Source organism: Paenibacillus cucumis (ex Kampfer et al. 2016) (assembly GCF_019748695.1).
Classification (GTDB): domain Bacteria; phylum Bacillota; class Bacilli; order Paenibacillales; family Paenibacillaceae; genus Paenibacillus; species Paenibacillus polysaccharolyticus.
Map to the genome: position 1 here is coordinate 1 of NZ_JACLIC010000002.1, position 22,886 is coordinate 22,886.

Here is a 22,886-nt window from a genome sequence, read left to right on the forward strand (position 1 = left end):
TGAAGCGCCAAACCATACGCCGAAGGCTAAAGAGAATTTTAAAGTTTTAAAAGTCTCTGGCTTGAAGATAGTTAAAGGCGTAGAGTCCATCGACCTCTAAGTTCTTAAGGTATGGATTCCCCAACATTTCTCTCTAAAGATGTTGGAATACATGTTGAAAAATCAAGGTGTAATGAGGGGCGATTTGCCCCCATTCACCAACAGAAAATTGCTGAGCGAGGGTATTGGGATGGAGCGACTTTTGGATTTGCGGAGCAAACCAAGGGAAGCGATAGACCAAAACCCGAGCGGGAGGGACGATCCCATGACAAAACTGAAAGTATACCAATATGCAAAATGTGGTACGTGCCGTAAGGCTGTGAAATGGCTGGAAGCGAAAGGGCATGAACTGGAGCTAATCCCTATTTTTGATACACCACCATCGAAAGATGAATTGACAGAGCTTATTCAAAAAAGCGGACTTGAAGTGAAAAAGTTTTTCAACACCAGTGGAGAAGTTTACAAAGAGCAACAGCTCAAAGACAAACTGCCAGGGATGTCCGAGGCTGAGCAGATTGGGTTACTGGCTTCCAATGGTCGTCTGATCAAACGTCCGATCGTAACCGATGGAGACAAAGTCACCGTGGGTTTCAAGGAAGATACGTATGAGCAGGAATGGAACAACGCCTAAGACATTCACCAGAGCTAAGCCTTGAATTGTTCGCAATTCAGGGCTTTTTTGGTTGGACGAGGTAGTGGCATATTTATGCTCCATGAGGGTTGGCGTAACTATGTTATAATGATAGAATGAGTTTCGATATTTAATATGCTATTGAAGTTGGAATCAATTGTTGTTCCAGCTTTCATAGATCAAGGAGAGAACAAATTCAAGTGAATCAACGTAATGAACCTACTTTGTTACTGGTAGACGGTATGGCAGTGTTGTTCCGGGCATTCTATGCAACTTCTGCAAGCGGATATATCAGACGTACAAAGGCAGGGCTTCCGACCAACGCAGTCTATGGGTTTATCCGTTATTTTTGGGATGCGGTTCAGACGTTTGGACCAAGCCATGTCATCTGCTGTTGGGATATGGGAGGCAAGACGTTTCGCGGTGAGGAGTACGCAGCATACAAAGGTAATCGTGCTGAAGCACCAGATGACCTTATTCCACAGTTTACTCTGATTCGTGAAGTGATGGATAGTCTAAACATTCCGAATATTGGTGCAGAAGGGTATGAGGCTGACGATTGTATCGGGACACTTGCCAAGTATTACACGGAAGAAACCGATATGAACGTGATGGTACTTACGGGAGACCATGATATGTTACAGCTGATTAATGACCGCACAAGTATCATTATTATGAAAAAAGGTCACGGCAACTACATGGTGTATAATCCCGAAACGTTGATGGCTGAGAAACAATTGACACCACGTCAGGTTATTGACATGAAGGGTTTGATGGGAGATGCCAGCGACAATTATCCCGGGGTACGTGGAATTGGTGAAAAAACGGCTTTGAAGCTTGTGCAAGAGTATGGATCGATTGAAGGGATTTTAAGCAATCTGGATCAACTTACCCCTTCGGTACGTAAAAAAATCGAGAGTGATCTCGATATGTTGCATCTGTCTCGCAGGCTGGCAGAGATTCACTGTGCAGTTCCGGTGGCTTGTACGCTGGAAGGCTGTGAATTGCGTCTGGACCCGGATACGGTGATGGACAAGTTTGAACAACTTGAGATGAAGAGCCTAGGTTCTTGGATGGGAGTGGCGATAGGGTGAGCAACGTGACGATGAAAAAAACGAGTAAAAAGTGGTGGACTGGGGCAATGGCCCTCGTCCTCGCACTTCCGGTATTGCTGTCGGGGGCAGTAAGTGCACCGCAGACAGCGGATGCCAAAGCAGCGATTAGCGTCAAAGTACAGAAAGTGAAGGCAGCAGGACGTAGTTTTAGTGTACAGACCGTTTCGATTCCAAAAGGAACACCAGTAACCGTAGGACTTGCTAAGAAACAGGTTGGTCAAACCGCTACATTGCCGTCTATTGTAAAAGCGTACGGCGCACAAGCAGCAATCAACGGAGCTTTTTTTGAAGCATATCACGGAGCACCAGATCCCTACGGGATGTTAATAGCAAATGGTAAAGTTATACATATAGGAAGATATGGCACATCCATCGGTTTTAAGGCAGATGGGTCGGCGATAATGGATTCGCTTCAAGTGAGCTTAACGGGCACGGTCACAGATACGAAAGGAAAATCAAGCGGCTGGTATGCAACATTTGTTAACCGGACACCTTCAGCAGATGCAAGCATCTCGATGCTGTACACCCCAGAACGTGGAGCCAATGTTGGTTTCAAGGGCGGAACGGCAGTGATTATGGAAAAGGGTGTTGTGACCAAAAAAGTACCGAATACAAACGTAGCGATTCCCAAAAACGGTTCTGTTCTTGTCTTCACAGGTCGAGAGAAGTCCACAGCTGACCGATTTACGGTAGGCTCCACCGTAGAGATGAATTACAGATATACGAACGCAGCCGGTCAGGAAATTCCGTGGCAGGAGGTGGTCACAGCTGTGGGGGCTGGCCCGCGTCTGGTGAAGGATGGCAAGGTATCGGTAAATCCGGCAAGTGAGGGGTTCAAAGATCCCAAAATTCTGAATGCATCCGGAGCGAGAAGCGGAATTGCGATTATGGCCGACGGTTCGGTGATGCTTGCTACCGTTTCTGGTGCTACAATAAAAGAATGGGCAGCTGTGATGCAAAAGCTGGGAGCCAAACAGGCGATGAACTTGGATGGCGGTGCATCCTCTGGGATGTATGCAGGTGGCAAAATGCTTACTTCTCCAGGGCGGCTGTTAAGTAATACATTAGTATTTGGTGGTTCTGTTCGATAAAAAGCAATCATGGAGGTATGATGTGGCATGACACCTGTACCCGATTCGATAACAGAAGAGGCAAGCACGGAAGTTCTGGCGATTAATATAGGGCAACCTAAGCCATTGCCTGGCCAGAAAAATGAAGTGTTGAGTGGTATTGTGAAACATCCTGTCTCCGCCCCGGTTTTTCTGTCATTCACTGGAATGACAGGGGATGCTCAAGCGGATCTGGTGCACCACGGTGGTCCAGATAAAGCTGTTTGTGTATACGATCATAGTCGTTATTCTGCGATTGAGCGTCTGATGGATCGTAAGCTGGAGTGGGGGGCATTCGGAGAGAATCTGACCGTTACAGGATGCGCTGAGGAAGAGATTCGCATTGGTGATGTATTTGAACTCGGTGATGCGCAGGTGCAAGTCAGTCAGCCGAGACAACCATGTTTCAAGCTGGGGATAAGATATGATTACAAGGAGTTGCCTGTATATTTTCAGGAAAGCGGGCATACCGGTTTTTATTTTCGAGTATTGCAAGAGGGAGAGGTTGGCCCTGCATCACGTTTCAGAAGAGTTCGCACAGATACCTCATACATGACGATTCTTGAAGCTAACCGGATCATGCATCAGGGGAAACAGGACGTGGAAGGGATGCAGGCTCTACTCTCTATTCCTGTTCTCTCGGATAGTTGGAAACAGACATTGCTTAAACGGTTGAACAAGCTTGAGCGTAACTGAGCCCTGCTGAATAGTCCGAACCGCTATATGGATACGGCAGTGTTCCTATTACAAACCAACGTAGGAGTGAGATCAACATGACAGTTTTAGGTGCGATTGAAGCAGGCGGAACCAAATTTGTATGTGGCCTTGGTACAGAACATGGAGAGGTCCTGGAACGAGTTAGTTTCCCTACAACCACGCCGGAAGAAACGATGGCTCAGGTCATCTCTTTTTTTGAGGGCAAAGGTATCGAAGCAATGGGGGTAGGTTCTTTCGGGCCAATTGATCCCATTGAAGGAAGTCCAACCTATGGTTATATTACGACAACACCGAAGCCGCATTGGGGACAGTACAACTTGATTGGCAAACTCAAAGAACACTTTGATGTACCGATGACGTTTGACACCGATGTGAATGGAGCAGCTTTGGGTGAAGCCACTTGGGGAGCTGCGCAGGGGCTGGATAGCTGTCTGTATATTACGGTTGGTACAGGTATTGGTGCAGGAGCTGTCGTTGGCGGAAAAATGGTGCACGGACTGTCTCATCCCGAGATGGGCCATATTATCGTGAGGAGACATCCCGAAGATTCATATGCAGGATTTTGCCCATACCATGGAGACTGTCTGGAAGGGCTTGCGGCGGGGCCGGCCCTGAACAAGCGCTGGGAACAACCTGCTTATGAATTGCCAGCAGATCACAAAGCCTGGGAGATTGAAGCGCATTATCTTGCACATGCTCTAATGAATTATGTGCTGATTCTTTCGCCTCAGAAAATAGTGATGGGCGGAGGCGTGATGAAGCAGGAGCACCTATTCCCGATGGTTCGTAGCAAACTACAGGAATTGCTCGCAGGTTATGTGCAGCATCCGTCACTTCATGCTGGAATTGATGCGTATGTTGTTCCACCAGGTCTGGGAGATAATGCTGGCTTGTGTGGTTCGCTGGCACTGGCGAAACTGGCCTTGTCAAAATAAACGCATTTAGGGATTGACGAAATTTACCAGTATGGTATGATGTGAGCAACAGCATAGTACGGTTAATGAGGAAGCACCTCTCTTGCAGCGATTTGCGGGAGAGGTGCTTTTTTGTGTTGTCTGGAGACAGAGACAGAGAATACCTTCGTTAATCGAACAGGCTGTATCGTCCAAAGGAGGGAACTAGCAATGGAAGTCATTTTCATGAACAAATTATCCAGAGTGTTTGATCAGCATGAGCAGATTGCCCAGTTATGGATTGGCGAGGAGGAGAATACTTGGCACTTGGGATGGAGTCGTTATGAAGCAGGGGATCGGGAAGATACGATCTGGTATGAAGGCCATTCGTGGGAAGAGCTGATGCACATATATCGTCATCAACTTGCCATGCAGATGAGCGAAGGGTATCGTCCATTGATGCATGGGTTGTACAACGAAAATGAGGATCTGAAGCTACGTAGTTATGCAGGCCAGCGTCTGCATTGTTTTAGTGAATTATACGGAAATGAACAATTGTATGAGGATTTATGCACATGGCGCAGGCAAAAAGCGGCTTCGGATCGGAAGGCTCCTTATTTTGTAGCGACGAATCGTTTGTTGCGGCTGATCAGTGCGTTTGTTCCACATACGATGGATGAGCTGATGCAACTGCCGGGTGTTGGTGAGAGCAAAGCAGCAGAATATGGGCTGGAATGGCTTGAAATGATGAGTGGAATCGAACAATCGAGACCTTTTCCGTTAGACTGGGTGTACATCGTATTGCAAGAAGAAGAGTACGAAAGTTGGTTATATAAGCAGAAAGAGCAGAAGTACAAGCAGGAACTGGATAAATTCATTACGCGTAAGCACGTGCTGGAAGGCATGAAAGAGGGACAAACCTTAGAAGAGATCGTGAATCGATCTGGTCTAACCCGGCGTGAATTAATCGAACTGCTCGAAACATTGGATCTGGAAGGGTATGACACGGATTCATTGCTGGATGTAGAACTGGCTGTTATGCCTGAGACTGAACAAGAGGCGGTATGGAATGCATATGAGGAGTTAGGAGATACATTTCTGAAGCCTGTGTTACATAAAGTTTACGGAGGAGAGCGCCCTGAAGGAGGGAGCTTGGAGCAAGTTTATGAACGGTTACGGATGATACGCATCCGTTTTCGGAGACATACTGAAACAGAGCGTAATGTTGGTTAGCTAAAATACGCCGTGAGGCGGTGATATTAAAAAAGACGAAGTCGTCCCTGTGAAGGAGCGCTTCGTCTTATTCTTTAAATGGTATGATATAGCGGTCGTTTCAGATCCAGTCTTTTTTACGGAAAATAAAGAACATCGTCAGGCCGAGTGTAATCATCAGGCCGATAACAGCATAATACCCGTATTTCCAATGTAATTCAGGCATGTTGTCAAAGTTCATTCCATAAATACCGGTGATAACGGTCAGAGGCATGAACACGGTGGTGATGGCGGTAAACACACGCATGATCTCATTCGCGCGGTTAGCGATACTGGACTGGTAGGCTTCTCGCAAGTTGCCCATCAGATCGCGGTACGTTTCAAAGGTTTCCGATATTTTTACGGCGTTCTCGTAAATGTCGCTGAAATATTTTTGCAGCTGATCATCAATGAGACGCAGATCTTTTTTGTTGAGTGTATTGATGACCTCCTTTTGAGGTCCCAGTACTTTTTTCAGCCACAAAATCTCGCTTCGCAGACCGATAATCTCATTCAGATGTGACTTTTTGGTATGCATCAGAATGTCTTCCTCAAGTTTCTCAATTCGCGCTTCAATTCGATCACCAACGGTGAAGTAATTGTCCACAATCAAGTCAACAAGCAAGTAGAGAAGACGATCTGGACTGCTGATTTCCTGTTCCCAGAGAATCGGCTTCAATGTACGTAGTTCGCTGATCTTTTGTTTGGTAACCGTAATGATAAAATGTCTACCGAGAAAGAGATTGACTGCACGCAGGAAGATCTCTTCATCATCGAAACGAATGCTATTAATCACGATAAAATAATGGTTCTCATAAATCTCAATCTTCGGACGCTGTTCTTCATCACTCAAGCAATCTTCAACAGCCAGATCATGCATGGAGAACAGCGGCTGAAGTACAGCCAAATCGTCCACGTCCGCATCAATCCAGTAGAATCCTTCTGCTGGTGGAGTCAGCGCTTGCTGAATGTCATCCACCGGGATAAATACACCGTTGTTAACCAACCGGATTTTCATGTTATCTACTCCTTCTGCACCCGCCGTCTTGGCGGATTTTCATCGTTAATATGGGCGCAAAAGAACAGATCAGCCGGTCGGCAGCGGAGCCTGTTATCAGGACTGTACTGCGTCATCAATCTATAATCAAACGGAAGAAACGTCCCGCTGCCGACATGCTGATGTCAATTCTCTATGCAGTTGTTCGGAATTCGACTGCCAGTTGGGCCTCGGGTCGCCATCCATTTAATATGTCACCTCTCACATAAGGGCTTATAAACACTTGTCTAGTATACCGCTGGTCTAGGGTGCTTTCAAGCGCAAAAATGTGTCTATTTCACGCTCTGAGGCAGTGTATGACAACGGATGATGAACGGTTCCGAGTTTAGGTTCAAAACCAATCAACTGGTTCTTGACGTGAGGGCAGTAATGTTTTAAAGTAAAAGTTAATATATCTGAATTAAAATTGAATACAGCGAAATCTTATCAAGAGTAGGTGGAGGGACCAGCCCGATGAAACCCGGCAACCGGCGATATAACGCACGGTGCTAATTCTTGCAGCGACCAAGCATCCTTGTGATGCTGTTGTAACTGAGAGATGAGAGAGGCGCATATCTGTTTACATATGACCTTTCTCGGAATCCGAGAGAGGTCTTTGTCATATGCAGAGCTTCTCAGAGCGTGATTTTCGCACCAGATGCGACCCATGAAAAAGGAGGAGTCAACTCACTATGCCAATTAAAATTCCAGACACATTACCAGCCAAAGAAGTGCTTGAGAGCGAGAATATTTTCGTCATGGACGAATCATCCGCATACAAGCAGGATATTCGTCCGCTCCGGATCGCCATACTGAATCTGATGCCTACGAAGGAAACGACGGAAACGCAATTGCTTCGTCTGGTAGGTAATACACCGATTCAAGTGGATGTTGTGCTGGTACACCCCAAATCCCACACTTCCAAGAACACATCTCAAGAATACTTGGATCTGTTTTATAAAACATTTGATGAGATCCAGCATCGCCGTTTTGACGGGATGATCATTACCGGTGCACCGGTAGAGCAAATGGATTTTGAGGACGTGAATTATTGGGAAGAGATTCAGGAAATCTTTGAATGGACCAAAACGAATGTAACTTCGACGATGCATATATGTTGGGCTTCTCAAGCAGGTCTATACCACCATTTTGATGTACCCAAAGTTCCGCTGGATGAAAAGTGTTTTGGCGTATTCCCGCATACGATCAACAAACCTCATGTTCCGATACTGCGTGGATTTGATGAAGTGTTCAACGTTCCACACTCCCGTCACACGGAGGTAAGACGTGAGGATATTGAGAAAAATGATAAACTCGAAATTTTGGCAGAGTCCGAAGAAGCAGGAGTATTCCTGGTTGCCACCAAGGACGGTAAGCAAATTTTTGCCACAGGACATGCCGAGTATGATCCGTTTTCATTGAAATGGGAATATGACCGTGATGTTGCCAAGGGATTGGACATCGCGCTGCCGAAGTACTACTATCCAAAGGACGATCCTTCTCGGATACCTCCGGCTACATGGCGTGCACACGCTAACTTATTATTCTCTAACTGGCTCAATTACTATGTGTATCAGGAAACCCCTTACGATATTGGCCCACAAATCTAATCAAGATTACAGGAGGATGCAGTAATGGAAGATAACAAGTTGAAAATTGAAAGCCGTTTAGCTCAAATTGGGTCCATCAATGAACCCGTAACAGGTGCTGTTAACTTTCCGATCTATCAATCCACTGCGTTTCGTCACCCGAAGCTGGGACAAAGCACGGGGTTTGATTACATCCGTACAACAAACCCAACGCGCAAAGTGTTAGAGGAAGCAGCAGCGGCTCTGGAGTCCGGTGATGCAGGTTTTGCTTGTAGCTCGGGCATGGCAGCACTGCAAACGATCTTTGCGATGTTCGGCCAAGGGGATCACCTGATCGTTTCTCTTGACCTGTATGGCGGTACATATCGCCTGTTGGAACGGATTTTATCCCGGTTCGGTGTAACCGCAAGTTATGTAGATACGAACGATCTGGAAGCATTGGAGAACATCCGTCAGCCGAATACAAAGGCTGTTTTCATCGAGACACCAACTAATCCGCTCATGATGATTACGGACATTCAAGCTGTTGCTTCTTGGGCGAAAAAACACAATCTATTAACCATTGTAGATAATACGCTACTGACTCCATTCTTCCAGCGTCCGATTGAACTTGGTGCCGATATTATCATCCATAGTGCGACTAAATATCTGGGCGGACATAATGATGTGCTCGCTGGATTGATCATCACCAAAGGTGAAGCCTTGTCTGCCGAGATGGCGTTCCTTCATAATTCCATTGGAGCTGTGTTATCACCGAGTGATTCATATCAATTGATGAAAGGCATGAAAACACTGGCTCTTCGCATGGAACGTCATGAATATAACGCCCTAACGATTGCGAAGTTCCTCTTGGAACATCCGGCTGTAGCTGAAGTGTTCCACCCTGGTTTGTCCGATCACCCTGGATATGAAGTTCAGCGTAAGCAGTCTTCCGGCAATACAGGCATTTTTTCGTTTAAAGTGAAGGATGCACGCTATGTTGAGCCATTGCTGCGTCATATCCAATTGATTGCATTTGCAGAAAGTCTCGGTGGTGTAGAATCACTCATGACCTATCCTGCGGTACAGACCCATGCGGATATTCCGCTTGAAATTCGCGACGCTGTAGGTGTGGACGATCGTCTGCTTCGCTTCTCGGTAGGCATCGAACATGCAGAAGATTTGATCGCGGATCTGAATGAAGCATTGCTGGCAGCACAGAAGGAAGTTGAAGGAGGCGTAACCTCATGAGTGAATCGAGTAACCATAAGCCCAGTACGTCGGAGCTGAAGTTTGACACCAAGCTGCTTCACTTTGGAGATGAAATTGATAAAACAACAGGTGCCTCAAGTGTACCGATTTATCAAGCTTCCACGTTCCATCACTTTGATATCTTTAATCCGCCGCAACATGATTATAGCCGTTCAGGTAATCCGACTCGTCAGGCTCTGGAAGATTACATTGCGCTCCTTGAGGGCGGGGTACGCGGATTTGCATACTCGTCAGGGATGTCTGCAATCTCCAGTGTGTTCATGATGTTCTCCGCAGGGGATCATATCATCGTAACGGAAGATGTATACGGTGGAACATATCGTCTACTCACAACGATACTAAGTCGGATGCAGATAGAGACTACTTTTGTTGACATGACCGACATTGAACAAGTCAAAGCAGCAATCAAGCCTAACACGAAGGCCGTATACATGGAAACACCTTCCAATCCGACCTTGAAGATTACGGATATTGCCGCAGTGACGTCCTGGTCCAAGGAGCATGATTTGATTACCATTCTGGATAATACGTTTATGACACCGTACTATCAGCGTCCTATTGAGCTCGGCGTAGATATCGTTGTACATAGTGCTACGAAGTTTCTCGGTGGTCACAGTGATGTGCTGGCTGGTCTGGCTGTTGCGCGTACAGACGAGCTGGGCAGACAATTGAAACAGTTGCAAAACGGACTAGGTACCGTTCTCGGAGCTCAGGAATCTTGGCTTCTGATGCGCGGGATGAAGACCCTGGGTGCGCGGATGGCTCACAGTGAACAGAGTACTGCCAAACTGGCCGTATGGCTCAAAGGGCGTCAGGATATAACAGCCGTGTATTACCCTGGACTTGAGGATCATCCGGGCCGTGAAGCGCATGAGCGTCAGTCGACAGGTTACGGTGCCGTAGTATCGTTTGACGTCGGTTCAGGTGATCGTGCAAAAGCTGTCCTGAATCAGGTGAAACTGCCCATTGTAGCTGTAAGTCTGGGAGCAGTGGAGAGCATACTTTCGTACCCAACGATGATGTCTCATGCAGCTATGCCTGCGGAAGTTCGACATGAGCGTGGAATTACCGATGGATTGCTGCGTTTCTCTGTAGGGCTTGAGGATATTGATGATCTGATTGCTGATCTCGAGCAAGCGTTGCAGGCTACGCTATAAATTGAACGACTAAATAGGTGCATTTTAAAATCGGATGCAGCTAGCATTCAAACGGTTTTCATATGTCAAAATTTTAACTTATTTTATAAGCACCTTTTCATAAGGTGCTTTTTTTCACATGTAACCTGTGTTACGATATGTAGAGTACAAAAATGCGATATTACAGCCACGACTTGCTTTTTGCTAACAAGCCGGGAGTGATCGTCGTATTATTTTCTCTTTACGAGGGAGGCTTTTTTACGATGAGTACGGTAGACCGTATCTTAGATAAAGCCCTTCGGGGCGAACGTTTAGACTTGGAAGACACGATTCAGTTATTTGAATCAGACGAAGTGGACAAAATCGGGGCAGCTGCCAATGTAATCATGAAACGTATGCACCCTGAACCATACAGAACATTTGTTATTGGGCGTAACGTCAATTACACGAATGTGTGCGACGTATACTGCCGTTTTTGTGCTTTTTACCGCAGACCTGGTTCAGAAGAAGGTTATGTGCTTCCAGATGAAGTGATTTTCCAGAAAATCAAGGAAACTGAAGATGTCAACGGAACCGAAATTCTGATGCAAGGTGGAACGAATCCAAATCTGCCTTTCAGCTATTATACGGACTTGTTGAAAGCGATCAAGGAACGTTTCCCGAATATTACGATGCACTCTTTCTCACCAGCTGAGATTATGAAAATGGTTGAAGTATCCGATGGTCTTACGCTGGAAGAGGTAGTGCGTGCCATTCACGAGGCGGGACTTGACTCCTTGCCAGGTGGCGGAGCCGAGATTCTTGATGACCGTACACGCCGCAAAATCAGCCGTCTGAAAGGTTCATGGCGCGACTGGATGGATGTGATGCAGACTGCTCACCGAATCGGTATGAATACAACCGCTACGATGGTTATTGGTCTGGGTGAATCCATGGAAGAGCGTGCGCTGCATCTGATGCGTGTACGTGAAGCGCAGGATGAGTGTATTGCCAATAAGTATGATTCTGAAGGCTTCCTCGCTTTTATTCCGTGGACATTCCAGCCAGATAATACGAACCTTAAGCTGGAGCGTCAAACTCCACAGGAGTACCTGAAAACGGTAGCGATTAGCCGTCTGGTGTTAGATAACATTAAAAACATCCAATCTTCCTGGGTCACAATGGGACCTGAAATCGGTAAGAAATCACTCGAATTCGGCTGTAATGACTTCGGCAGCACGATGATTGAAGAGAATGTTGTATCCTCCGCAGGAGCAACATACAAAGTGAACATTGAATCCATTCTGCGTCTGATTCGGGAGTCTGGTTATATTCCGGCACAGCGCAACACCCGTTACGATATTCTGCGTATGTTTGATGAAGAAAGCATTGTACCTAAAGATTTCGTAATGCAGAACTAATCCCTACATTTATAGAAAAGCAATATGGTTTTTAATTTATGTCACATCATGTGAAGTAAATAGCAACTCGTTCCGTTTAAAAGGGCCAAAGCAGGTTAAATCTGCTTTGGCCCTTTTCGTTGTGCGTACCTGATTCAGGTACAGTTCTCCTTTTATCCAGAATCGAGATCATTAAACAGTACATATTACGCATTTGACGATATGTTATATAGATTTTTAACTGATACAATGGAGGGACAGTTGTGTAGTCAAACCTGCTGGGAGGAACGAATCGATGAAAACAAGAAAATTGGGAAAGACAGCATTAGACGTACCTGTTTTGAGCTTTGGCGCATCATCACTGGGCTCTGTATTTCGTGATATTGACCGGGATGAAGGGATTCGTACCGTTCATGCAGCGATCGATGCAGGTATGAATTATATAGACGTGTCGCCGTACTACGGTTTAACCAAGGCGGAGACGGTACTCGGTGAAGCAATCCGTAGTTTGCCGCGTAGCTCTTATACGTTATCAACCAAAGCTGGACGGTATGGTGAGAACGAGTTTGATTTTTCTCGCAAGCGTATTTTGGAGAGTGTACAAGAGAGTCTGGCAAGGTTGCATACGGATTATCTTGATATTTTATTTTTACATGATATCGAGTTTGTGGCTCCTGAGATCATCATTGAAGAAGCTTTTCCAACATTGTTAGAACTGAAAGAGAAAGGCGTGATTCGTTACGCCGGAATCTGCGGTTTGCCGTTGCCTTTATTCGAAAAAATGTTGCCGCAGCTTGATGCGGATGCCATTATCTCCTATTGTCATTATGCTCTGAATGATACGTCATTGTTATCGCTACTGCCGTTACTCGAGGAAAAAGGGGTTGGACTTGTAAACGCTTCCCCACTTTCAATGGGATTGCTTAGCACGCGCGGAACACCGGCTTGGCATCCAGCGGGTGAACGGGTAAAAGAGCTTTGTTTGAAAGCTGCCCGCTTCTGCGAGGAACAAGGCAGTAATATCGCCAAGCTGGCAGTACAATTTTCTACAGCAAATGAACAAATCCCAACAACTCTCGTTAGTAGCGCGAGCCAGCAAAACATTGTCAACAACGCGGCCTGGGTTGAAGAACCTATAGATAAGCAACTTCTGGAAGAGGTATTACGTATTCTGGCTCCATTAAACAATGAAACTTGGCCGAGTGGTCGTGCTGAATATAACGGATAGTTAAATATATCGTCGAATGGATCTGAGGGGGAACAGTGATGAGAGCTATCGTATGTGAAGAAATTGATCGTTTGGTGCTGAAGGAACTGCCGCAGCCCGAAAGAGGTGAGGGAGAAGCACTGGTCGCTATCCAGCGAATTGGTATCTGTGGTACAGATTTGCATGCGTACAAAGGCAATCAGCCGTTTTTTACGTATCCTCGTATACTTGGTCATGAGCTTGCAGGTATCATCGAAGAGATTGGCCCAAACGAGGCAGGTTTACAGCCGGGAGACCAGGTAAGCATTATTCCTTATCTGCATTGTGGACATTGTATTGCTTGTCGTTCAGGCAAAACCAATTGTTGTGCATCCATGCAAGTGATGGGTGTACATGTGGACGGTGGGATGAGAGAACGGATTACAGTGCCTGTTTCCCATCTGCTGAGAGCAGAGGGGTTAACATTAGATGAGACAGCTATGGTTGAACCACTTAGCATTGGGGCTCATGCTGTGCGCAGAGCTGCACTTCAACCAGGAGAGCGTGTCGTTGTTATTGGAGCCGGACCTATCGGGCTGGGAGTCATGGCCTTTGCCAAACAAGCAGGTGCATACGTTATTGCTGTGGATCGAAATCTGGACAGGCTGGAATTGAGCCGAACCTGGGCCGGTGTGGATGAGATCGTGCAGGCGGATGAACAGGCTCTGCAGCGGGTATCCGAGATTACTGGCGGTGATTATGCCACGGCTGTATTTGATGCGACAGGTAACGTACATTCCATGAATGGGGCGATACCTTATGTGGCTCACGGTGGACAGTTGATTTTTGTTGGACTGGTGAAAGCCGACATTACGTTCCATGACCCGGAATTTCACAAGCGTGAGATGAGTATGCTGGGCAGCCGGAATGCAACACGTGAGGATTTTGAACAGGTGTTATCGACGTTGCGTGACAAAAAATTAACGATGGATGGTTATATCACACATCGAGCACCTTTTGAAGAGCTGCCAACCGCAATGGACACTTGGCTGTTACCCGAATCACAAGTGGTTAAAGCAATCGTAGAATTATAATTTTTACAATTTGAAGGTGTGTACGAAGAAACGCTCTCTTCCCGGTCAATGAGCAATGGAGAACGATCCATCGGTTCATGGGAAGAGAGCGTTTTGTTATATCGTTATTTTCGCTAGCTATTTCATTTTTCTGGATTCGAGATAATACCTGCGTGAGGGTCAATGTGCCGAACAATGGATTTTAACCAGATCATTTCCAGGAAATGGACTTCGTAATAAAGTGTTCCTGGAATCTGTTTGATCCAGACCTCCGCGCCAGCGATCGGGGAAGACTCGAGTGTTGCATCAAACTTTCCTGGTTCCCTGCGCAGGCGGTTTCGTACAGCTTTTTCAACTTGAGCACGTTGCGTGGTCAGAATGCATATTTTGCGTTTGGGGGAGAATCCCCGGAATGCAAGGTACACCATTTCATAGGCAATCAGATAAGCGATGATAGAATACATGGCCTGATCCCAGCCAAAAACAACACCAGCAGCTGTCAGTATGATCAAGTTAAGCAGCATGATTATTTTTTCGATAAGCATCCGTTTCCCGCTAAACACACGTTCAGGTGGCCGAGAAGACGGATCACCGATTTCCAGCGTATCCAGTGTCCCACCATACCGAACAACAAGCCCAATTCCGAGCCCCAGGCATAACCCGCCAAACATGGCAGCAGCCAAGGGATGCTCGACGAGCGGCGGCATGGGATGTAGTACAATGGCACCGATCGAAAAGACAACCAAACCCAGAACAGTTACAAGTACAAACTTTTTCTTCACGATCTTGTAGGATAAAAATATAAACGGAACATTGAATAAAAACAGGAATAAGCCGATTCGTAGCTCCGTCCAGTGTGCGAACAGGGAAGAGATCCCTGTTATGCCACCAATAATAATTTTATTGGGGTGCAGAAACAACTCAAGTCCCACGGAGGCCAGTATTCCGCCAATGATGACCAGAAACAGATTCAGCCAGCGGCGGGAGGGCGCTATGCTACTCTTCGTAGTACGTGGCACCGGATTAGCCGATATCAGAGGTGTTTTCACATGTCCATCCTCCTTCAGTGCGGCTTCGAGCCATTCTCCCTGGGTTCTTCACAGAAAGGTCAGCATGTAGCCGCTCAGTTGCTTAATACAAACATAGGTCTGCTCTGCACAGACATGTTACTTAGCCTTCTTTCTGCAGAACTTTAGGTTCCTCTTTTTTCTTGCGAGGATCTTTGAACTTGAATATTTTATCCAAAATACGGAATACGTGTTTGGACTCTTTGGTTAACAGCGGTCCCAGAATAGCAAGGATTAATACATACAGCGCGGCAAATGGTTGAAGCAATGGTAACAGTCCACCGGCTTTACCCATATTGGCCATAATAATGGAGAACTCACCACGAGATACAATGGTTAATCCGATATTAGCAGATGCTTTTGGTGAAAGTCCTGCACTGCGTCCAGCCAGCATACCTGCGAGGAAGTTACCAAACAGTGTAATCACTACAGCAATCAAAGCGAGCCAAACGGCTTCACCACCAAGGGACAACGGATCAATAGATAGTCCGAAGCTGAAGAAAAAGATAGCTCCAAAGAAATCTCGGAACGGCAGAATCAGGTGTTCGATCCGTTTAGCATGTTCCGTTTCCGCAAGCACAAGACCAACGAGCAACGCACCGATGGCTTCAGCAACATGGATCGTTTCGGAGAAACCAGCGACAAGGAACAATGCCCCGAAAACAACAAGTGAGAATAATTCATTGGAACGAATTTTCAGCAATTTGTTCAGTAGCGGTGTAGCTTTACGTCCGAGAATGATGACTACAAGCATGAAGCCGAGAGCAATCAGTGCAGACATGATTACGCCTCCGATGGAGGATGAATCACTGAGTACAAGTCCGGACAGGATGGAAATATATACGGCGAGGAATACGTCCTCAAACATAATGATACCCAGAATCATCTCGGTCTCCGGATTGGCTGTTCGTTTCAAATCAACAAGCACCTTGGCAACAATGGCACTAGACGAGATCGTTGTTATGCCTGCAATGATGAGTGCCTCAGCTGCCGGGAAACCGGAAGCAAAACCGAATACTAATCCGAGTGTGAAGTTAATCCCGATATAGATCGAGCCGCCAACAACGATGGAGCGACCCGATTTGACTAAACGACCTACAGAAAACTCCAATCCCAGATAGAACAAAAGGAATAGAATCCCGATTCGACCCATAAAGTCGATGAACGGCTGGCTTTCAATAAATCGGAAGTCCAAATGCCAGATTTGCATGGCATGTGGTCCCACGGCCATCCCGATCAGAATATAGAACGGAACAACCGAAAATCTCAGTTTTGCGGATAAAAGGCCGGCTGCTGCAATAAGCACCAGCGCGAGCCCCACTTCAAAAATCAAATGGTCCATCGAGTTACCCCCTTCCCGTCAGGAGGAGGGACTTGAAAAGCTTCTGCTGGTTGCGTTCGCCAACGGCGACTACCGTAGATTCTGCGCTAATCACAACCTCCGGACCTGGGCTGATGTGTTTTTTATGATTTTTCTCCACAACGGCAATGACCGTTGCGCCAGAGTTTTGACGTACATTCAATTCACCAATGGATTTGCCAATGCATCCGAATGAAGCTTCGATTTTGTACCATTCGATAATCAGATCATCAAAGGTAACTTCAATATTTTCAAGTTGCTTCGGTTTGTAAGTTAATCCGCCAACGATCGCGGCAATCTGTCTTGCCTCATTGTCGTCAAGTGTAATCATAGAGATACTTTGATCCGGGTCATCATATTCAAAATGATACATTTCACGGCGTCCATCATCGTGAATAATAATGACGATTTTATCACCGCTGCTCGTTTCAATTTGAAATTTTTTGCCGATTCCCGGCAAGTCTGTTTCGCGTACATCCATGGATAGTATGCCTCCTTAGTAATTGAGGCTGGCCATAGAAGGAAGGCTTTTCTTCCCGTAATCAATTGATCTGCTGCTCAGGCGGAACATCAAATGGTGCAGGGAAACAGAGCCAGTAATTCCTGACACAGCCGAATATATGATGTGTAATCAAAATCAGTTTTGTGAAATAAAGCTCAACAAATAAACGAACACATATAAAGTTCTTTCAAAAGTAACGTTTACATAATGGGTTATAAGTTATGCATGAGAACACCGTCTGTAGCAAGAGGTGGCTCCATGCTCTGGCAACCTGACGAATACGGCAAACAGGCTCTTAACGAGCTCAGGCGTATCTCGGTGCCATTGGGGAGAGGGATAAATACATACTGGTGTATTTAATTGGCAGCAGAAATAATCTGCGTTTGAACAGACAATACCACGGTTTAAAAGACAGACCTGCTGTAGGAATTCGCAGCACGATTAATAATGCGAGGACAAGAAATACAGGCTTGGTTTGCTTAACTGCAGCCAGCTTAGACATTACTTGCGGATTTTTGCGAATGACAGGTTTCTGCTGAGACTCGGGTATTTGAGACAGCACTTCAAGCCCTTCTTTATTCGAAGTGGCATCGACGGATACACCAACGGCAGACTCGGTCTGCATTGGAACCGGGAAGCACAGCGCCTGAAAAACGCATAAAATGATGATAATCATGTGATGGAGCAGTCTAGGATGTTGTCTCATTTTCGGCTTCCCCCCTTCCGTGAAGATACTGTTATAAAAATAATAACACATTTTTGCGTGATCTCCAAACCATTCATTCATAGTTCACGAAACCTTCTATTATTCTTTTTGCCAAAAAACTTTTACTCGCGTTTTATGCTGAGAAATCATGACACCCTTTCCATCAAACCGCTTCGTATATCCCTTTGGGCCTTGCCATATACTTTGAAGAGAAAGGAAAGGAGTGATTCTTATGGAACTGTTTACAGTATGGACCGATGTGTCTGGGCAAGAGGAGGCAGCCCTTTTTCAACAATGCATTAAGGAAAAAACCAAAGGTTTACATATAAGTAAAAGAGGCTTCCGGCTCACCTTCAAACATAAGGATGGCAGAGCAGTCTGGACGTGCAGAGGAAATGAGAATCACGAAGATTTCCAGCAGTGGTTGCCACGAATCAGTGATTTGCTTTCCCTGGGTATTGCGGATTATATAATGGAAACACAGGAACGAAGCATGGTAGAGAATATTATTGCCAAATCATGCTCGGTAATGGATGAACACGAAGTTGAGAAAGTTCACCGCATCTGCATGCCGCTGCTCGTGAATAGTGACTTGCATCAACCGGGTCTGCGGGAGCGCCGCCGTGCAACATTAGCGAGAGGTTTAAGGCAGGATTTGGAGGACATCCATTTTTTCCATCTCGAAGGCATCCTGAATTTCCGCATACGTGCCTACAAGCAGGAATTGCAGGAGCTCGTGGAATATGCACTCGATGAGTTCTGGATGGATCGTCAATATGAAGAGTTCATGGGACTGTTGAAGTATTTTGTGTTTTTTCAGGAGGCTAAAGTTCCTTTAATCCATCTGATTCACAAGGGCAAACATGAATTTCAGGTGCTTGATTCGGGACTTAATCTGTTGCCTGTGCAGAAAGATGAGCAAGTGGTTGTGGAGATGCCAGGGCTGGAACTGGAGATGGATATCGAGGATATGATCGTGAGTACGCTTATTTCCATATCACCGGAAAAGGTCATGCTGCACACCAGCACTCCCGAGTTGCCCATCATCTCGACGATATGCCAAATTTTCGAAGATAAGGTGCAGATATGCCATCAATGTCCCGAATGCGAAGTGCTTCGTTCTGGATTGCTGACAAGTCTTGACGCAGGCGATCTGGGCAATTATAATAACTGTTGATACAAAAGCGTTGACAAAGACAAGAGCCACACGTTAGATCGGTGCAGAGAGAGGAACCTAGGCTGAAATTTCCTCCGGATATCGCGTATGGTTTACCCCTTTGGAGCTGCAATTTTGAAAATAAAACCGGTTACCCGACTATTTGAAGGATGGCGGTTTTGTGAGTAAGGATTTGCCGGGTCATGCCCGTTACCGACATGCCAATGAGGGCTATTTTCCTAATATGAGGAACAATCAGCTGAATTAGGGTGGAACCACGAGCTATAACACTCGTCCCTTGACCGGGACGGGTGTTTTTTGCGTTCTTTTTCGTTGATCTAAGGGCGAACTGGAAATACGCAATAGATGATCAGTCCATTGCATGACAATGAAAATGAATGATGTATATTTTACAGGAGGAATGAGACAAATGGCAGTAAACATTAAACTACCGGATGGTTCTGTACGTGAGTACGCAGATGGGAGCAGTATTGAGGATGTAGCCGCTTCAATTAGCAGTGGACTTCGCAAAAATGCCGCAGCAGGAAAACTGGATGGCATCGTGGTGGATCTGTCCACTCCAATTCATGAAGGGGCTTTGGTGGAGATCGTAACGTTGGATTCCCCTGAAGGTCTTGAAGTGATGCGCCACAGTACAGCTCACTTGCTGGCTCAGGCGGTAAAACGTCTGTACGGTAACAAAGAAGTTCATCTGGGCGTAGGACCAGTCATCGAAGATGGCTTCTACTATGACATGGATCTCGAACATCCGCTTAACCCGGAAGATTTACAGAAGATCGAGAAGGAAATGGAACGCATCGTCAATGAAAATCTGCCTATCGTGCGCAAAGAAGTTAGCCGTGCGGAAGCCATCAATATTTTCAATGAAGTCGGCGACCCATACAAACTTGAATTAATCAATGCTTTACCGGAAGATAGCGTAATTACGATCTATGAGCAAGGCGAATTTTTCGACTTGTGCCGTGGACCACACGTTCCATCTACAAGCAAGATTAAAGTGTTCAAACTGATGAACGTAGCGGGTGCATACTGGCGCGGGGACAGCAAGAACAAAATGTTGCAACGGGTGTACGGTACTGCTTTTGTGAAAAAAGCACAGCTGGACGAGCACTTGCATTTCCTGGAGGAAGCGCGCAAGCGTGACCACCGCAAACTGGGTAAAGAACTGGAAATGTTCACGTTCTCGCAACTCGTGGGTCAAGGTCTGCCGATCTGGTTGCCTAACGGTGCGAAATTGCGTCGTACACTGGAGCGTTATATCGTTGATCTGGAAGAAAGCCTTGGTTATCAGCACGTTTACACTCCTGTATTGGGGAACGTAGAGCTGTACAAAACTTCCGGTCACTGGGAGCACTACCAGGAAGACATGTTCCCGAAAATGATCATGGACAATGAAGAACTGGTTCTTCGTCCGATGAACTGTCCTCACCACATGATGGTGTACAAATCCAATATGCACAGCTACCGTGATCTTCCGATCCGTATTGCCGAACTGGGTATGATGCATCGCTATGAAATGTCAGGTGCGTTGACAGGTCTGCACCGTGTACGTGCGATGACACTGAATGACTCTCACATCTTTGCACGTCCGGATCAGATCAAAGAAGAGTTTGCTCGTGTTATCGAATTGATCCAAACGGTATATAAAGACTTTGGCATTCACGAATATCGTTTCCGTCTATCTTACCGTGATCCGCAAGACACCGAGAAATACTTCCAGAACGATGAGATGTGGGAAATGTCTCAGCGTATGCTGCGTGAAGTTGTGGAAGAACTTGATCTTCCGTTCTATGAAGCTGAAGGCGAAGCGGCGTTCTACGGTCCGAAGCTGGATGTACAGATCAAGACTGCACTTGGCAAAGAAGAAACGCTCTCTACCGTTCAACTGGACTTCTTGCTCCCTGAGCGCTTTGAGCTTGAATACGTTGGTGATGATGGACAGAAGCATCGTCCGGTCGTTATCCACCGGGGCGTAATTAGTACAATGGAACGTTTCACTGCATTTTTGCTGGAGAACTTCGCAGGTGCATTCCCGCTTTGGTTGTCTCCAGTACAAGCCAAAGTCATTCCGGTATCCGGAAATTACGATGAGTATGCGCGTGAAGTAGAAGCGAAGCTGAAACGTGCAGGAATCGCGGCAGAAGCAGATCTTCGCAACGAGAAGCTGGGTTACAAAATCCGTGAAGCACAGCTGGAAAAAATGCCTTATATGTTCGTTGTGGGCGAGAACGAGAAAAATGCTGCATCGGTATCCGTACGTAAACGCGGAGAGGGCGATCTAGGCATGAAGCTGGTGGATGAGATTGTGGCTCAGTTGAAAGAAGAAATTGCTTCAAGACAAGTCTAGTTTAGAATCCTGTGTTGTAAAATAAATCTAACGAAACCGTCTGAGAACATGGCTGAACCCATCGTTTTCAGACGGTTTTTGTGTTTCTTTTTGTACCTATACTCTGACAAAAGGTATAGGATAGATGCTTTTTGGTAACCCTTTGCAAGTGAGGGGGAGGTTATACCATGAAAAAGCATTTTTCAAAATTCAATGAAAACCACAAGTTCATCATCATGTGCTGCTTTATATTTGCCGGGATTTTGATGAGTTCCAATGAGGCCAAGGCCTATATATTTGAAGAAGAAAGCACGGACATGCATGTTCAGGAAATGAACAATAGTGACAAGCACGATGTGATTCGTGACTTAAAAGCCGAGCGCACAGTCGGGGCAAAACAACTCGAACCCGTATACACGGACGAGGCTCAATTGACTACACTCGTGTACATGGCTTTCATGTGGTCTCCACAGCCAATGGTGTTGCCAAAACCTGAATTACCAGCCAAACGGGTGATTGATCCTGCTGACCCGGCCATGCCAGTGCTGGCACCGCGTTCAGAACAAATTTTGGAAACCCAGAAGGTGACGGCCACAGGATACACAGCAGGAGTCGAATCCACTGGTAAAACGCCAAAACATCCGCAATACGGTATAACGTATTCTGGGGTAAAGGTTCGACGGGACAAGGAAACCGTATCTACCATTGCAGCAGATCCGAAGTTATTTCCGATGGGTTCCATATTGTATATACCTGGTTATGGTTACGGTATCGTTGCGGATACAGGTTCGGCCATTAAAGGCAACAAGATCGATCTGTATTTTCCGACGACCAAGCAGGTGTACAAAGAATGGGGTAAAAAGGATATTGAAGTACAGGTTATCAAGCAGGGTGCAGGGAAATGTACGGAGCAGATGCTGGCGGAGTTGTCCAAAGCGATCGATGTCTATAAAACTGTACCGGATTCCTGGCTGGACAAAGCTATCTGAGAATGGAATGTTATGCCTGAATAACAAAATGGCTCTCTTCACATAATATTGACTGGGGACGAACCCCGCACTGCAACACGCAGTGTAAATATGAAGAGAGAGGTGATTCGTTGTGGCAAAGAAATCCCAAGGGTACCAAACGCCGAACGAGAAGTATGATGCTGAGTTTGGTCAGGAGAATGGAAGCGCCGCGTCTAAAGTGAAGCAATCCGCTCAAAACAAAGTACAAGACAATTTCCAAACACCTGATGAAAAATATAATGCCGAGTTTGGTGTAGAAAACACAGGTCAAACCGGCCGTGCAGGAAAAATGAAAAAGTAAGTTGCCACGTTTCAAGCATTAAACTATGCAAG

General features: G+C 46.1%; 21 protein-coding genes and 1 riboswitch. Of the genes, 16 read left to right on the forward strand and 5 right to left on the reverse strand.

Annotation, left to right across the window (positions count from 1 at the left end; translation table 11 throughout):
• The first annotated feature begins 304 nt into the window (after positions 1-304).
• From H7T88_RS00010 to H7T88_RS00035, 6 genes are all read left to right on the forward strand, one after another.
• The gene (locus H7T88_RS00010) at positions 305-670 is read left to right on the forward strand and encodes an arsenate reductase family protein (protein ID WP_154958254.1); all 366 of its coding nucleotides are present in this window, start codon (positions 305-307) and stop codon (positions 668-670) included.
• A gap of 200 nt (positions 671-870) precedes the next feature.
• On the forward strand, positions 871-1,764 hold the full coding sequence (locus H7T88_RS00015; RefSeq protein ID WP_154958253.1) for a 5'-3' exonuclease: 894 nt from the start codon (positions 871-873) through the stop codon (positions 1,762-1,764).
• Positions 1,761-2,876 carry a phosphodiester glycosidase family protein gene (locus H7T88_RS00020; RefSeq protein WP_221786411.1) on the forward strand — a complete coding sequence of 372 codons (1,116 nt, stop codon included), beginning with the start codon at positions 1,761-1,763 and terminating at the stop codon, positions 2,874-2,876. The genes H7T88_RS00015 and H7T88_RS00020 overlap by 4 nt, the downstream gene beginning before the upstream one ends.
• A gap of 27 nt (positions 2,877-2,903) precedes the next feature.
• The gene (locus tag H7T88_RS00025; RefSeq protein WP_221786412.1) at positions 2,904-3,590 is read left to right on the forward strand and encodes an MOSC domain-containing protein; all 687 of its coding nucleotides are present in this window, start codon (positions 2,904-2,906) and stop codon (positions 3,588-3,590) included.
• Between the two features lie 77 nt (positions 3,591-3,667).
• The gene (locus tag H7T88_RS00030) at positions 3,668-4,546 is read left to right on the forward strand and encodes an ROK family protein (RefSeq protein ID WP_154983009.1); all 879 of its coding nucleotides are present in this window, start codon (positions 3,668-3,670) and stop codon (positions 4,544-4,546) included.
• Between the two features lie 189 nt (positions 4,547-4,735).
• On the forward strand, positions 4,736-5,737 hold the full coding sequence (locus H7T88_RS00035; protein WP_221786413.1) for an HRDC domain-containing protein: 1,002 nt from the start codon (positions 4,736-4,738) through the stop codon (positions 5,735-5,737).
• A gap of 100 nt (positions 5,738-5,837) precedes the next feature.
• Here the strand turns inward: H7T88_RS00035 and corA are convergent, their stop codons facing one another.
• A complete protein-coding gene (corA, locus tag H7T88_RS00040) occupies positions 5,838-6,773 on the reverse strand; it encodes a magnesium/cobalt transporter CorA (protein ID WP_090919837.1) in 936 nt (311 codons plus the stop codon).
• Positions 6,774-7,232: 459 nt separating this feature from the next.
• Positions 7,233-7,357: riboswitch (SAM riboswitch) on the forward strand.
• A gap of 126 nt (positions 7,358-7,483) precedes the next feature.
• On the opposite strand from corA, the gene metA reads away from it, so the two are divergent.
• From metA to H7T88_RS00070, 6 genes are all read left to right on the forward strand, one after another.
• Positions 7,484-8,401 (forward strand): homoserine O-acetyltransferase MetA, encoded by a 918-nt coding sequence (gene metA / locus H7T88_RS00045; protein ID WP_090919840.1) that lies wholly within the window; start codon positions 7,484-7,486, stop codon positions 8,399-8,401.
• Between the two features lie 24 nt (positions 8,402-8,425).
• Positions 8,426-9,610, forward strand: a complete 1,185-nt coding sequence (locus tag H7T88_RS00050) for an aminotransferase class I/II-fold pyridoxal phosphate-dependent enzyme (protein WP_154886876.1) — start codon at positions 8,426-8,428, stop codon at positions 9,608-9,610.
• Positions 9,607-10,788, forward strand: coding sequence for a trans-sulfuration enzyme family protein (locus H7T88_RS00055; RefSeq protein WP_221786414.1), 1,182 nt, complete (start codon positions 9,607-9,609; stop codon positions 10,786-10,788). Before H7T88_RS00050 ends, H7T88_RS00055 begins: the two co-directional genes overlap by 4 nt.
• Before the next feature lie 242 nt (positions 10,789-11,030).
• On the forward strand, positions 11,031-12,167 hold the full coding sequence (gene mqnC / locus H7T88_RS00060; protein WP_090919848.1) for a cyclic dehypoxanthinyl futalosine synthase: 1,137 nt from the start codon (positions 11,031-11,033) through the stop codon (positions 12,165-12,167).
• Positions 12,168-12,441: 274 nt separating this feature from the next.
• Positions 12,442-13,374: an aldo/keto reductase gene (locus H7T88_RS00065; protein ID WP_221786415.1), complete on the forward strand. Its 933-nt coding sequence runs from the start codon at positions 12,442-12,444 to the stop codon at positions 13,372-13,374.
• A gap of 38 nt (positions 13,375-13,412) precedes the next feature.
• Positions 13,413-14,426, forward strand: a complete 1,014-nt coding sequence (locus H7T88_RS00070; protein ID WP_221786416.1) for a zinc-binding alcohol dehydrogenase family protein — start codon at positions 13,413-13,415, stop codon at positions 14,424-14,426.
• Between the two features lie 122 nt (positions 14,427-14,548).
• Here H7T88_RS00070 and H7T88_RS00075 read toward each other — a convergent pair whose 3' ends face one another.
• The 4 genes from H7T88_RS00075 to H7T88_RS00090 all read right to left on the reverse strand — a co-directional run bounded on the left by H7T88_RS00075 (position 14,549) and on the right by H7T88_RS00090 (position 18,040).
• Complete coding sequence (locus H7T88_RS00075) at positions 14,549-15,454, reverse strand: YitT family protein (protein ID WP_221786417.1); 906 nt, start codon at positions 15,452-15,454, stop codon at positions 14,549-14,551.
• Positions 15,455-15,575: 121 nt separating this feature from the next.
• On the reverse strand, positions 15,576-16,814 hold the full coding sequence (locus H7T88_RS00080) for a cation:proton antiporter (protein ID WP_090919859.1): 1,239 nt from the start codon (positions 16,812-16,814) through the stop codon (positions 15,576-15,578).
• A 4-nt stretch (positions 16,815-16,818) separates the two neighbouring features.
• The gene (locus tag H7T88_RS00085) at positions 16,819-17,313 is read right to left on the reverse strand and encodes a cation:proton antiporter regulatory subunit (RefSeq protein WP_090919862.1); all 495 of its coding nucleotides are present in this window, start codon (positions 17,311-17,313) and stop codon (positions 16,819-16,821) included.
• A gap of 325 nt (positions 17,314-17,638) precedes the next feature.
• A complete protein-coding gene (locus H7T88_RS00090) occupies positions 17,639-18,040 on the reverse strand; it encodes a hypothetical protein (RefSeq protein WP_154958242.1) in 402 nt (133 codons plus the stop codon).
• A gap of 232 nt (positions 18,041-18,272) precedes the next feature.
• On the opposite strand from H7T88_RS00090, the gene ytxC reads away from it, so the two are divergent.
• The 4 genes from ytxC (at position 18,273) to H7T88_RS00110 (ending at position 22,854) form a co-directional block, all read left to right on the forward strand.
• Entirely contained in the window at positions 18,273-19,217 is a 945-nt protein-coding gene (gene ytxC, locus H7T88_RS00095) for a putative sporulation protein YtxC (RefSeq protein WP_221786418.1), read from the forward strand.
• Between the two features lie 409 nt (positions 19,218-19,626).
• Positions 19,627-21,564 carry a threonine--tRNA ligase gene (gene thrS / locus H7T88_RS00100; protein WP_090919871.1) on the forward strand — a complete coding sequence of 646 codons (1,938 nt, stop codon included), beginning with the start codon at positions 19,627-19,629 and terminating at the stop codon, positions 21,562-21,564.
• Between the two features lie 167 nt (positions 21,565-21,731).
• Positions 21,732-22,532, forward strand: coding sequence for a 3D domain-containing protein (locus H7T88_RS28990; protein WP_312027567.1), 801 nt, complete (start codon positions 21,732-21,734; stop codon positions 22,530-22,532).
• A gap of 112 nt (positions 22,533-22,644) precedes the next feature.
• On the forward strand, positions 22,645-22,854 hold the full coding sequence (locus H7T88_RS00110) for a hypothetical protein (protein ID WP_090919874.1): 210 nt from the start codon (positions 22,645-22,647) through the stop codon (positions 22,852-22,854).
• The last annotated feature ends 32 nt before the right edge of the window (positions 22,855-22,886 follow it).